Consider the following 12,968-nt stretch of genomic DNA (forward strand, 5'->3'; position numbering starts at 1 on the left):
CCACACAAAAACCCTACTCAGGTGACCTGAGTAGGGTTTTACTTTTAGTACAAGCGCTTCTTGCGCTTGTTCTCGATTTCGTACTTGACCAGGCCGTACATTTCCTTAGCCAATTCACGAACCTGCTCGCCGCGGTGCGCCAGGCCCCACTTGGTTACCTCAAGTAGGGAATCCTTGACAAAGGAACCATCGAGCTTGGACTCCCCGATCTCCCGTTCGGTGAACGTGATCGGCACCTCTACGACATCCCAGCCGGCGGCGACGGCGCGACGTGCCACATCTACTTGGAAGATGTAGCCGGCGGCGGAGAGCTCTTCGAAGTTTAAGGATTCCAGCAGTTCGCGTCGGAAAGCGCGGTAGCCTGCGGTCATATCGGTGAGCCCGGAGCCGAGCATCAGGCCGATGTACAGGTTGCCGCCCTTGGACAGCAGCCAGCGATTCTTCGGCCAGTTCACCACCTTGCCACCTGGTACGTAGCGGGAACCGATCACCAGGTCTGCCCCGGCATCGATCTTCTCTAGCAGCAGGTGGAGCTGTTCAGGGGCGTGGGAGCCGTCGGCATCCATCTCGCAGAGCACGGTGTAGCCCTGCTCCAGACCCCATTCAAATCCGGCAAGGTAAGCGCCCAGCAGGCCACCCTTGCCTTCGCGGTGCAGGACCTTGATGTGGCTATCTTCGGCGGCGAGCTTGTCGGCTGCTTCGCCGGTGCCGTCTGGGGAGTTGTCATCGACGATGAGGATATCTACCTCAGGAGTTGCCTTGCGGACGCGTCCGGTGATGAGCGGCAGATTCTCCAGTTCGTTGTACGTCGGAATGATCACGAGCGTGAGATCACTTGGATTGCTCATTAGTTTAAGTTTCTCCCCTATTCGGTGACAGTTCTTGTGCCCATTCTACCTGTGGCGGCGCGACACCATCAGCGACAGGACCGCTGCAGCCAGCCCGAGCCCCACCATGATCAGCTCCATGAAGTGCCCGTACCGGACTGCGATGGTGCGACTGTCCTTCAGTGGCAGCGTGTCCACGAGCGTCGCAGGTTGGAAAATCGCGGTTTCCTCGATGACCGAACCGTCGGGACGGATCAGCGCCGAAGAGCCAGAGGTCGCTGCGATGACGACGGCGCGGTCGGTCTCGATGGCCCGCATTCGGCTCATGGCCATCTGCTGGTAAGTCATGTTGGTGAACCCGAAGGTGGCGTTGTTCGTCGGCGTGGCAAGGATTTGCGCGCCCTTATCGACGGCCGTCCGCGCAGCAGCATCAAACGCAACCTCATAGCACGTGGCAATACCCACCTTCACGTCCTTCATGGTCACCACGCCGTCGCCATCACCCGGCTGGAAGTTGCCAGCCATGTCTACGAAGGAGGAAAAGCGCCGGAAGAAATCCCGGTAGGGCATGTATTCCCCGAAGGGCTGCAGGAACTTTTTGTAGTGGTACTCCCCTGTCGTGCCATCCGGGTTGAACACCACCATGGTGTTGCGTGGCCCAACCTCGTCCACGGTGATCGTGCCGACTAGGGTCGGCGCGTTGACCTTGGCCACGGCACCGGTGATGAGCTGCCGGGCCTTATCGTCGCTAAATGGGTTGACATCGGAGGAGTTCTCCGGCCAAATCACCAGATCCACCGGCTCTTCGAGCTCTTCGGTGACGCGGGCATGATTGGCGAGCACCGCGCGGCGCTGCGCATTGAAATCAAGGCCCAACCGGGGCACATTGCCCTGGATCGCAGCGACCTTGATCTCCCCGGTGGGCGCGCCAGCGGGCTGGACCAGCGGGATCGCCATACCAGAGCACACCAGCAGAAATGCGCCGATTGCGGGGATGAGGCGTCGTGAAGCAAGCAACGCGCCTACGAAGACCGCAACGAAGGTGACCAGCGCTGGCCCGCCTATCGACGCCCACTGCGCCACCGGCCCCTCAATCTGACCCCAGCCCAGGCGCCCCCAGGCGAAGCCACCAAACGGCCAGTTGGATCGGACGAACTCCATGGCCACGAACCACAGCGCGAACGCCAGCGGTCCCCAGTGCTTCCAGCGCGCGATGGGCACAGCCAAGAATCCGAAAACCACGAAATACAGCGACTCAGTCACCGCCAGCGCAAGCCACGGAACCGCGCCCACAAACTCGCCGATCCACGGCAAGAGCGGCACATAAAGTGCCAAACCATAAGTCAGGCCGATCAGCGCGCCAGAGCGCTTACGGGGCTGGTCATCGCCCCACGGCATCAGGGCCACAGCTAACGCGGCGAGGCCGAGAATGCCGGCCCACCACCAACCGAGCGGTGCAAAAGAAGCGTACGAAGCGTACCCGCCGATTCCGGCAAGCACGAGCCGAGCCAGAAGCCTCACTTAAAGTCCTCCGGCTTGACATTGTCCGACCAGCCTTTGAGCTCGTCTTCGTCGATCACCGGCTTGTTAGGATCCGCGAAGGACCCATAGACCGTGTGCTCCCGATACCTATTCGTTGCCTCAAAACCACGCATGCCTAAGTTTTCAATCTTCACACGCAGCTTCTTTGCCAGGGCTTTCCGCGCCAACGCCCGCGTGGGCGGCACAATGAGCAACAATCCGAGCGCTGTGGTGACAAAACCAGGCGCAGCCACCAAGATCGCACCCGCGGCCAACAAACCATAGTCACCAGCCAGCCGACCAGGGTTAACCTGCTGCTGGTGCAGCGCGACGCGGCCAATGCGCTTCATCTCAAAGGCCGCCAAGAATAGGCCGCCAAAGAAGCACAGAAACAGCGCAAGCAGCGCCCAGCCGACGCCGATGGCCTCGGAGACACCCCAGAACGCGAGGGCCTCGATAAGGAAATAGGGAAGAGCAATGATCAAAGGCACGCTACTACCCTACCGGTTGGCTTGCTAGTCTTTGTAAAGCAGCGCGGGTTTGCTGATAGTGGATTGACGATGTTTCCAGGATGGGGTTCGTGAACTGTGTGGGTGTCCTGGGGTTATCGTCAACGCGACATCGTCAAAACCGGGGCCAGCGCAGCCCCGGAGTGTTTTTCCAGGTGGGTGCTGCGGTGGGTGGTGATGCTGATAGTGGTTTGACGATGTTTCCAGGATGGGTTAATGAAAAACATCGACATCCTGGGATCATCGTCATTGCAACATCGTCACAGCCGAAAACAGCACCGCCCCGTCCTATTTCTCCTCCAGGTTCCCTTCCATTTCCAGGAAGGTAGACCGCAGGGTCTCAAGGTCTTCTTGGCTCGGAGAAGCCCACATCCCGCGATCCGCAGCCTCCAGCAGCCGTTCGGAGATGTCGCGCAGCGCCCACGGGTTGGACTTCTCAAAGAACTCACGCATCGTCTCATCGCGGACGTATTCCTGTGTCAGCGTGGAGTACATCCAGTCGTCCATGAGCCCGGTGGTGGCGTCGTATCCGAAGAGGTAGTCGACGGTGGCTGACATTTCGAAGGCGCCCTTGTAGCCGTGGTTTCGCATGGCTTCCAGCCAGCGCGGATTGACCACGCGCGCGCGGAACACGCGGCGGGATTCCTCGTGCAGGGTGCGGGTCTTGACGGTTTCTTGGCGGGTGGAATCGCCGATGTACGCCTCCGGATCCTTGCCGGTCAGTGCACGCACCGTGGCGACCATGCCACCGTGGAACTGGAAATAGTCATCGGAGTCGGCGATGTCGTGTTCCTGGGAGTCCACGTTTTTCGCGGCGACGGAGATGCGCTGGTAGGCCTCGCGCATTTCGTCCCGAGCCTCCACGCCGTCCACTCCCCGACCGTAGGCGTAGCCGCCCCAGGTGGTGTAGACCTCGGCGAGGTCTTGGTCGTCGCGCCAGTTGCCGGATTCGATCAGTTGCAGCAGGCCAGCGCCGTAGGTGCCGGGCTTGGAACCGAAGATGCGACGGACTGGTTTCCCAGCGGTAGCGTGCGCCCGGACGAAGTTATCCGTCGCCGGCTCGTCCAACCCGGCGACGAGCTGGACGGCGTCGTCAAGCAGTGCCACGACGTGCGGGAAGGCGTCGCGGAAGAAGCCGGAGATGCGGACGGTGACGTCGATGCGCGGGCGGCCGAGTTCCTCCAGCGGGATGACGGACAGGTCGATGACGCGGCGCGATGCCTCGTCCCAGATGGGGCGCACGCCCAGCAGCGCGAAGACCTCGGCGATGTCGTCGCCGGAGGTGCGCATGGCGGAGGTGCCCCACACGGACAGACCGACGGAGGCCGGGTATTCGCCGTGCTCGCCCAGGTAGCGCTGCAGCAACGAATCCGCCAGCAACGTTCCGGTCTCCCACGCCAGACGCGAAGGGATGGACTTCGGGTCCACGGAGTAGAAGTTGCGGCCGGTCGGCAGGACGTTCACCAGGCCGCGCATTGGTGAGCCTGACGGCCCGGCCTCGATGAACTCGCCGTTCAGGGCGCGCAGCACCTGGTCGATCTCGCGTGGGGTTTGCTCCAGGCGCGGCACCATCTCGGTGCAGGCGAAGCGCAGGATGTCGCGTGCTGCCTCCGGGGCATCGAGCTTATCGACGGCCCGTGGATCCCATCCTTCTGCAGACAGAGCTTCCAAGAGTGCCTTTGCTTTTGCTTCCACTTCGTCGACCCGTGCGCGGGATTCGTCCCCGGACTCGGACAGGCCGAAGGCCTCGCGCAGGCCCGCGACGGATTGCTCGCCGCCCCACAGCTGGCGGGCGCGGAGCATCGCGAGCACCAGGTCAATGAGCATTTCCTCTTCGATCGGTTGACCTAGGATGTGCAGGCCACCGCGGATGGCGACGTCCTTGATTTCGCAGAGCCAGCCGTCGATATGCATCAGCATGTCGTCGAAAACGTCCTCGTCTGGGCGTTCGTCCCAGCCGAGGTCCTGGTCCATTTTCGCGGCGGTGAGGAGGGTCCAGATCTCCTGGCGGATGGCTGGGAGCTTCGCTGGGTCCATGGCGGAGATGTTTTGGTGCTCGTCCAGCAGCTGTTCCAGGCGGGTGATGTCGCCGTAGGACTCGGCGCGGGACATCGGTGGGATCATGTGGTCCACCAGCACGGCGTGGGCGCGGCGCTTGGCCTGGGTGCCCTCACCGGGATCGTTGACCAGGAACGGGTAGATCAGTGGGATGTCCGCGATCGCCTGGTCGGTGTAGCACTCGGCGGACATGCCGACGGTCTTGCCTGGCAGCCATTCCATGTTGCCGTGCTTGCCCATGTGGACGATCGCGTCGGCTCCGAACACGCTGCGCAGCCAGTGATAGGTACCCAGGTAGTGGTGGTTCGCTGGCAGGTCAGGGTCGTGGTAGATGCCGACCGGGTTTTCGCCGAAGCCACGTGGTGGCTGGACCATGACCACAACGTTGCCGAATTGCAGGCCAGCAATGTAGATCTCCCCCGTGTTCGGGTTCACGTAGTGCGTGCCGGGGGCGGCGCCCCAGTGCTCGGTCATGTCCTCTTGCACTGCTGAAGGCAAGGTAGCGAAGTACTCCAGGTACTGCTCACGGGGCAGTTTCAGCGGGTTGTTGGCCAGCACGTCCTCGGTGAGCCACTCTGGGTCATGGCCGCCGGCTTCGATGATGGCGTGCATGAAGGCGTCGCCGTCCATCTCGGTGTAGCCCGGGATCTGGGTAACGTCGCCGAGGTTGTAGCCTGCTTGCTCGAGAGCGCGCAGGACGCGCAGCGTGGATGCTGGGGTGTCCAGGCCGACGGCATTGCCGATACGGGCGTGCTTGGTTGGGTACGCCGAGAGCATGACGGCAATCTTTTTCTCGGAATTATCTAGCGACCGCAGCCTTGCGTGCTTGACCGCGATCCCTGCTAGGCGCGCGCAGCGTTCCTCATCTGGGACGTAGGCGATGAGGCCATCGGAGTCGAATTCCTTGAAGGAAAACGGGATGGTGATGATGCGCCCGTCAAATTCCGGCACGGCCACCTGCGTCGCGACGTCCAGCGGGGTCAGGCCATCGTCGTTCTCCTCCCACGTGGCGCGCGGCGTGGTAAGCGCGAGGCCTTGGATGATCGGGATGTTCAGCGCCGCGAGTTCTTTCACATCCCAGGCTTCGTCGTCGCCACCGGCCTGTGCGGTGGCAGGTTTGGTGCCACCCGCTGCCAAAACGGTGGTGATGGCAGCGTCCATGGTGGCCAGTTCCGCCAGAAGTTCCGGCGCCGCCTGGCGCAAGGAGGCCGTGAACATCGGAACAGCGGTCGCCCCCTGCTCTTCGATCGCGCGGCTCAGCGCCTTGATGTACTCCGTATTGCCGGCCAGGTGCTGGGCGCGGTAGTAGAGTACGGCAATGCGGGGGCCGACCGGGGCGTGGTCAGCAGCCCAGGTGTCGCGCTCCAGGTGACCCCACATCGGCATGTGCTCCGGCTCGTCGAAGCCGTAGCCGGTGAGCAAAATCGTGTCCGAGAGGAAGCGGTACAGGTGCTCCAAGTTTTTGGCGGAGCCTTCAGCAAGATACGTGTGGGCGGTCGTCGTGACGCCTGCCGGGACGGTGGACAGCTCGGTCAGCTCGGCGTCCACCGCCAGCTCACCCGAGACCACGATGGTCGGAATGCCGGTCTTGAGGACGGCGTCCAGGCCCTCTTCCCAGGCGCGCTTACCGCCGAGCAGCCTCACGACGGCGATGTCGCACCCCTCAAGCCACTGCCCAATCTGGTCGGCTTTGAGGGACATAGGGTTGGCGAACGTGAACTCGACGTTCTCGGCCTCATTCGCGGCCTTTGCAGACAGCAGATCAGTGTCCGAGGTGGATAGCAGTGCAATCACTAGATACAAACTTTCTGTGCAGTGGTTAAGGGTTTCGCGCCCTGGTCGCTGCGCCGCGATAACGGGAGCTCAAGGTCTGACTGTGACAGTGGCGCGACCGCCCGGACTTGCACCGGATTCTTGAACTTCCCACGGCCAATGCGTGTGGCGTTCCCCTCATGGTACGTGATTGCTATTCCTCGACCTGGTATCGGCGGTGGCGAAGCTCACGTTCCGCACCAGTTAAAGGGGAGCCGGTGAAAGGAAGCAAGGAAAGATCAATGTCAGCGACAGCACCGAGCACTAGCCTTATCGACGCCGCTGCTGCCGCTGGCGGTAGCCCAATCGAGTGCGCAAAGTCTAACCAATCCTGGCGCTTCAAGTCCTTAGTTTTTCCATTGACGGGCAACGCCATCGTGAAATCTCGGTAGAACGCTGTGCACGGCACGTCGTACATAGGAGCAACATCCCAACGGCCATCCTGCTGGAGGATCGAAACGTTTTTGGCGTGCGATGTCCGGTCCGGAATATTTGGGTGAGTACTCAAATACAACTTCGCCAGCGTCTGTGCGACGGAGATGTCCTGCAAACACCCCGTTTTTACACATCTGCGACAGAAACAAACTTCAGTTCATCCACATGGATCACTGGAGTATCTCGATTCTGAGACCAAGAGTGTTAAGTACTGTTAAGACTGCTCCAATGCTGGGCGTTCCTGTCCCTTTTTCGATGTCGCGAAGGGTCCGGTCCGAAATGCCGGTCATTTCCGCGAGTTGCTGTTGGGTGAGCATATAGCGCTTGCGCATGTCTCGTATCGCTTGGCCGATAGATGTGGCTTCAGGGGAACTAAGATCTGCCATGTCGGCAATATATTTCCGAATTAGTGCAGCCTCTCCAGCAACCACTCCATCTGCTGCGGCACCGAAAGATAGTACGGGAGGAAGTGGTTGAGGGAGGTCCTACCGGGAAGTCGGACCAACCGTGATTCGGTATAGGACACAGCACCTCCCAAAGCCGACCACCTATCCCGCAGCCGTTGCACCTGTTCCACGGGGATCACGTCGTCGTTGCGGGAACCCCACAGTCTCACCGGCATCGCCGGAGGGCAGTGCCCTAATTCCTGTCGCTCGAGCGCCGCGCGCACCAGCGGAATCTCGCTGACCACCTCGGAAAACGATCTGCCGTCTACGGTCCACTTACGGGTATGTTCCCACCCACTGGCCAGGACTGTTCCGCCCGCGCAGGTGCCGATATTGGCAAGTACTTGGCGCCGACCATGCTCGTTGAGCAGGGGCCATAGGATTTCCCAGAGCTCGGGAGTTTCTGCCATCAGCCCCATGAACGAATAGGCCAACGTTCCAACCACAAGGGAACCGTCAACGTGGGACATGACGTCGAGAAGCGTGCTCGGTGGGGCGCCCACCACTGCCGCGCGCGCCGGGAGCTGCGGGTTTTCCACGCACCACCCCACTGCCCCGGCGCCTTGGGAAAATCCCCACAATCCGATCTGCTGCGTATCGGAAATGCCTAGCGTCCGGGAAGCGCGCAGCGCGTCATAGAGTGATTGACCAGCGGCGATGTGGTCGACGTAATACTGGATAGCGGCGTCGGGATCACGCGGGTAATCGATAAACACCACGTCGCAGCCTTGGCGTAGGAACGCGAGCATGACAGGTAGTTCGTAAGCCATGATGGCGTCGCGCGGTTTGTCCAGAAACACCTTGAGGCCGATGGCGCAGCTGTGGGACGGGTCGCAGTGCTGCGCCACACCCTGAGTGGACGGGGCGAACCCGATGACCGGGCGCTCACCATATGGCCAGGAGGCGGCTGAGCGGATCAGCCCGCCCGTAGCCGTGAGCTGGCGGCCATGTGAATCGGTGGTGACATATTCGAACCGTTGAGCCTGCTCGCGGGCACCGAGGAAACGCAAAGGGCCGACCTCTGTGACAGTGCCTGGGGCCATTCCGAACACGCGCTCCGAACCACCAAAGTTCGGCACCTTCACATCGTCAATGATTGTGCGGCGCACGGGCTGCCTACGCAGGAGAAACCGGATGAAGTCCCTGCGCAACGGGGCGGATACGTGCGCGAGCAGTTGCACGTCGGAAAGCCGGTAGCGTCGGAGCCTCATGCCTCCACCCTATAGTGGTCCCCATGGAAACACGTTTCTTTATCCAAGCGGCCGACGACATCACCCCGGATTGGCAGGACCTCAGCACGTGGGCGCCGAGCCTCGAGATTGCCGAACAGCTCCTAGAGGTGTTCCAGGAGACGGTCGCGCAGTCTGGCGAGCTGAAGAACCCTCGGCTGCGTATTGTGACGCGTCCCGTTGGGGAGGCGACAGCCATAAAATAGAGTCTATGACTCTGCCTCAACACGCTTCGACCGAAAAAGTAGCCTGCGACCTGGGGCTTGGTGACCGCACCCGATCCGACGGGTGCCCCGGAGCCCTAACCTTCCACCACGCCTCAGATGGATCGATCGGCCGAGTGCGCTTCCCCGGCGGCATGATGTCCGCCACACAGTTTGCGCAGTTCGCACAGGCATCTGCTGACTTTGGCGACGGCGACATCCACCTCACCACCCGCGGCAACGTGCAGATCCGTGGCATTACCGACGAAGCAGGCTTCACGACGGCCGTCCTCGCAGCCGGATTCGTCCCCAGCATCCCCCACGACAAGATCCGCAACATCATCGCCACTCCCCTTGCCGGCCTGGACGAACTCGTGGTTGAGCTGGATCAAGCCCTGCTCGCCGAGGCGGAACTTGCTGGACTTTCGGGCCGTACCTTATTCGGTATCGACGGTGGCGACGGCGCGATCCTGGCACAGCAGCCCGATTTTGGCGTGTTCAGTCCCTCGAATCAGCTCATACTAGGCGGGCAACTCACCACGCACGTCCTCACCAACCCTGCCACTGAGCTAGCCGAACTGGCCCTGAAGTGGCAACGCACCCGGGGCGACAAATGGCGCGTTGCCGAAAAGCCCGAGTTCAACACCTACGATACTGCTGCCGTTGAGTCGCAAGAACCGACTCACATCGGCTGGTTTGACCGCGAAAATGGCACTGTCTCCCTCGGTGCGGGCCTGCCGTTTGGCGTGATCACGGCCAAGGTAGCGGAGCTGTTGCGGGCCGTCGACAAGCCTGTGCAGGTCACGCCGTGGCATAGCGTGCTCGTCCACGACCTCGACGAAGGGGAAGCCGAAGCGGTAGCGAAAGTACTCGCACCGATGGGGCTCATTTTCGACGCCCACTCCCCTCACCTGCTGGTCACGGCGTGCACGGGACTGCCGGGTTGCGCAAAATCGCGGGATGACGTCCGCCGCGACGCCCTCCAGCTGATGGCCAGCGGGGCGAGTGAACGCACGCATTTCTCCGGCTGCGAGCGCCGATGTGGGCACCCGCGCGTGGCATACACCGATTACTTGGCGCGGGGCGATGGAGAGTATGAGGTGTCTAGTAGCTGCTGAATTTCTGGCGCCGTTTGACCAAAAACTACCCCCATTTCGGCCATCCGGAACCACAAATCCGACCGCGCTAATCTAGTAGTCATGCACGAGTACATCACCGACGGTAACGAGATTTATCGCCAGTCCTTTGCCATGATCCGGGAAGAATCGGATTTGTCCGCGTTCGATGAACTGCAGGCTCAGGTTGCGGTGCGCATGATTCATGCTGCGGGACAGACGGATTTAGCGGATGACATTGAGTTTTCTGCTGGGTTAGTCCCAGCTGCCCGGGGCGCCCTGGAGGCTGGTAAGCCGATTATCACGGATGTGAACATGGTTGCCTCGGGTGTGACGCGCAAGCGCCTTCCTGCTGACAATGAGGTCTTGTGCTTCCTGCGTTCTCCTGAAGTACCGGAGCTTGCTGAAAAGCTTGGTACGACCCGTTCTGCTGCGGCGGTTGAGCTGTGGAAGCCAGTTCTTGACGGCGCTGTGGTGGCGATCGGTAATGCGCCGACCGCTCTTGTTCATTTGCTCACGTGGTTGGCGGAGGACGAGTCGCGGCCACGCCCGGCTGCAGTTCTCGGTATCCCGGTTGGTTTTGTTGGGGCTGCGGAATCCAAGGCTGATCTGGCCAACGCAGCAGCTGATTTGGGGATTGAATTCCTGACGGTGCATGGCCGTCGTGGTGGCTCTGCGATTACTTGCGCCGCCATTAATGCGCTGGCAACCCACCAGGAGATTCTGCCATGAGCACACTGTATGGCATCGGAGTTGGCCCCGGCGATCCGGAGCTGCTGACCCTCAAGGCTGTGAAAGCGATCGAAAGTGCGGACGTGGTGGCCTACCACGCTGCGCCGGGTAAGCCGTCAACGGCGGCAGCGATTGCCTGCGAGCACTTCCGCGAAGGTCAGATCCATGAGTTGCTGGAGTACCCGGTGACCACGGGGGCCACTGACCATCCTGGTGGCTACGCTGGCGCCTTGGCCGATTTCTACGTGGATGCCACCGAGCGGCTTGCTTGCCACCTGCAGGAGGGTAAATCGGTTGCGATCCTATCTCTCGGAGACCCGATGCTGTATTCTTCATACCAGCACCTGCATCGCACGCTGACGGAATTTGCGTCGCAGACGTGTGTAATTCCCGGTATCCCTTCCATTACCGCGACTGTGGATGTGTTGCAGCAGCCGCTAGCTGAGGACGACGAAGTCATCACGATTCTTCCGGGCACCCTCCCGGAGCAGGAGCTGGTGCATCGCCTTGCGCTGACGGATACCGCTGTGATCATGAAGCTGGGGCGAACGTTTGAGAAGGTTAAGCAGGCGTTGGTGACAACGGGTTTGGCCGAGCGTGCCTATGTGGTTATCCGCGCCACCATGTCGGGGGAACGAGTGGTGCCTGTCCTCGAGGCCACCGAGGTGCCGTATTTCGCCTGCGTGGTTGTGCCGTCCCGCGTGATCTCCCCGGCCCCGGAACCCCGTGGCGAGGTCGTCGTCGTGGGGCTCGGCCCTGGTGCAGAGCGCTGGACGACGCCAGAGGTTGCCGCCGAGTTGGCGCAGGCCACCGACATTGTTGGTTACTCCACCTACGTCAATCGTGTCCCGGTCCGGGAGGGGCAGCACCGACACCTGTCGGACAACAAGGTGGAAGCGGAGCGCGCCGCGATGGCGCTGGATATGGCTAAGCGTGGTGCCCGGGTTGCCGTGGTTTCTTCCGGTGATCCAGGCGTATTTGCCATGGCTGCAGCTGTGCTCGAGACCGCCGACGATGACCTGTGGCGTGACGTTCCAGTACGTATTGTGCCAGGCATGACCGCAGCTCAGGCGGTGGCATCCCGAGTGGGCGCGCCACTAGGGCACGATTTCGGCATGCTTTCGCTCTCCGATCGCCTCAAGCCCTGGTCGGTGATTGAGAAAAGGATTCGCGCCCTGGCCAGCGCAGATATGGCTTTCGCTGTGTACAATCCGGCCTCAAAGACGCGCCGGGAGCAGGTGGCACAGCTGCGCGACATCGTCGCTGAGTATCAGGCGCCGGAAACTCCGGTGATTGTGGCCCGTGCGGTGGGATCCACAGAGGAGTCTGTGGTGGTCACTAATTTGCGAGACTTCGACCCTTCGATTGTCGACATGCGCACCATGGTCATCATCGGCGCCTCCACTACCCATGTCTACGAGGGGCCAGATGGGCCGCGGGTGTTTACTTCCCGCAGGTATGAGGGCTAGCCGACAAGCTTTTCGACGACCGGCTGCCCGGCCTCCCTTGCCCGAGCGAGGTCGTAGGCGGTCTGCATATCCAGCCACAGTTTGGCCGTGCCGACGCCTGCAGCCTCGAAACGGATAGCGAGTGCCGGGGTGACCGCAGCGTGTGCGTGCAGAACCCGGCTCAGTGCAACCCGGGAAACCCCAAGTCGACGGCTTGCCTCCGCAACGGAGATTTCTAGTTCGCTGAGCACATCCTCACGGATGACCTCACCTGGGTGAACTGGGTTGAACATTTGAAAACCTCCTTTAGTGGTAGTCAAGGTAATCGACTAACTCGACATCTTCGCCTACAAACCGAAAGATGACTCGCCAGTTTCCGGTGATCCTCACTGACCAAAATCCCTTGCGATCGCCGACCAATTCATGCGCCCGATATCCAGGAATCCGAAGGATTGGCTCGATCGTGGTCGCTTGATCGAGGACGGAGAGCACACGTGACAGTTTGTTTGCATGTTGTGGCTGTATGCCTCGCTTAGACCCGGTCTTGAAGTACTCTTCCAGTCCGCGGTGCTGGAAACTGACGATCACGCAACTAGCGTATCGTATTGCGATACACGTGTCCATCGCCTCAAA

At 61.3% G+C, this 12,968-nt stretch carries 12 protein-coding genes and 1 pseudogene; 4 read left to right on the forward strand and 9 right to left on the reverse strand.

Annotated elements, in window-relative coordinates:
- Positions 1 to 44: 44 nt before the first annotated feature.
- The 7 genes from ACZ6ZO_RS00190 to ACZ6ZO_RS00220 form a co-directional block, all read right to left on the reverse strand.
- The gene (locus ACZ6ZO_RS00190; RefSeq protein WP_465289723.1) at positions 45 to 848 is read right to left on the reverse strand and encodes a polyprenol monophosphomannose synthase; all 804 of its coding nucleotides are present in this window, start codon (positions 846 to 848) and stop codon (positions 45 to 47) included.
- A gap of 45 nt (positions 849 to 893) precedes the next feature.
- Positions 894 to 2,348 (reverse strand): apolipoprotein N-acyltransferase, encoded by a 1,455-nt coding sequence (lnt, locus tag ACZ6ZO_RS00195; RefSeq protein WP_465289725.1) that lies wholly within the window; start codon positions 2,346 to 2,348, stop codon positions 894 to 896.
- Positions 2,345 to 2,839 carry an FxsA family protein gene (locus ACZ6ZO_RS00200; protein ID WP_182386094.1) on the reverse strand — a complete coding sequence of 165 codons (495 nt, stop codon included), beginning with the start codon at positions 2,837 to 2,839 and terminating at the stop codon, positions 2,345 to 2,347. The genes lnt and ACZ6ZO_RS00200 overlap by 4 nt, the downstream gene beginning before the upstream one ends.
- Positions 2,840 to 3,145: 306 nt before the next feature.
- Complete coding sequence (cobN, locus tag ACZ6ZO_RS00205; protein WP_465289727.1) at positions 3,146 to 6,709, reverse strand: cobaltochelatase subunit CobN; 3,564 nt, start codon at positions 6,707 to 6,709, stop codon at positions 3,146 to 3,148.
- Between the two features lie 172 nt (positions 6,710 to 6,881).
- Positions 6,882 to 7,277, reverse strand: coding sequence for a HipA domain-containing protein (locus ACZ6ZO_RS00210; RefSeq protein WP_465289729.1), 396 nt, complete (start codon positions 7,275 to 7,277; stop codon positions 6,882 to 6,884).
- A gap of 55 nt (positions 7,278 to 7,332) precedes the next feature.
- Positions 7,333 to 7,548, reverse strand: a complete 216-nt coding sequence (locus ACZ6ZO_RS00215; RefSeq protein ID WP_182386097.1) for a helix-turn-helix domain-containing protein — start codon at positions 7,546 to 7,548, stop codon at positions 7,333 to 7,335.
- Positions 7,549 to 7,568: 20 nt separating this feature from the next.
- Positions 7,569 to 8,819: a lipase family protein gene (locus ACZ6ZO_RS00220; RefSeq protein WP_465289731.1), complete on the reverse strand. Its 1,251-nt coding sequence runs from the start codon at positions 8,817 to 8,819 to the stop codon at positions 7,569 to 7,571.
- Positions 8,820 to 8,842: 23 nt separating this feature from the next.
- Between ACZ6ZO_RS00220 and ACZ6ZO_RS00225 the strand changes: the two genes are divergently transcribed.
- From ACZ6ZO_RS00225 to cobJ, 4 genes and pseudogenes are all read left to right on the forward strand, one after another.
- Positions 8,843 to 9,043, forward strand: a complete 201-nt coding sequence (locus ACZ6ZO_RS00225; RefSeq protein WP_182386099.1) for a hypothetical protein — start codon at positions 8,843 to 8,845, stop codon at positions 9,041 to 9,043.
- A gap of 5 nt (positions 9,044 to 9,048) precedes the next feature.
- A pseudogene (locus ACZ6ZO_RS00230) lies at positions 9,049 to 9,297 on the forward strand (precorrin-3B synthase); the annotation flags it as partial.
- A gap of 942 nt (positions 9,298 to 10,239) precedes the next feature.
- Complete coding sequence (locus ACZ6ZO_RS00235) at positions 10,240 to 10,887, forward strand: precorrin-8X methylmutase (protein WP_465289733.1); 648 nt, start codon at positions 10,240 to 10,242, stop codon at positions 10,885 to 10,887.
- Positions 10,884 to 12,356, forward strand: coding sequence for a precorrin-3B C(17)-methyltransferase (gene cobJ, locus ACZ6ZO_RS00240; RefSeq protein WP_465289735.1), 1,473 nt, complete (start codon positions 10,884 to 10,886; stop codon positions 12,354 to 12,356). Before ACZ6ZO_RS00235 ends, cobJ begins: the two co-directional genes overlap by 4 nt.
- Here cobJ and ACZ6ZO_RS00245 read toward each other — a convergent pair.
- Both ACZ6ZO_RS00245 and ACZ6ZO_RS00250 read right to left on the reverse strand, forming a co-directional pair.
- Positions 12,353 to 12,628: a HigA family addiction module antitoxin gene (locus tag ACZ6ZO_RS00245; RefSeq protein ID WP_182386103.1), complete on the reverse strand. Its 276-nt coding sequence runs from the start codon at positions 12,626 to 12,628 to the stop codon at positions 12,353 to 12,355. The two genes, cobJ and ACZ6ZO_RS00245, sit on opposite strands and share 4 nt — an antisense overlap.
- A 13-nt stretch (positions 12,629 to 12,641) precedes the next feature.
- Complete coding sequence (locus ACZ6ZO_RS00250) at positions 12,642 to 12,959, reverse strand: type II toxin-antitoxin system RelE/ParE family toxin (protein WP_407926253.1); 318 nt, start codon at positions 12,957 to 12,959, stop codon at positions 12,642 to 12,644.
- Positions 12,960 to 12,968 lie beyond the last annotated feature (9 nt).

The sequence above is a fragment of the Corynebacterium sp. NPDC104732 genome (genome assembly GCF_055583565.1).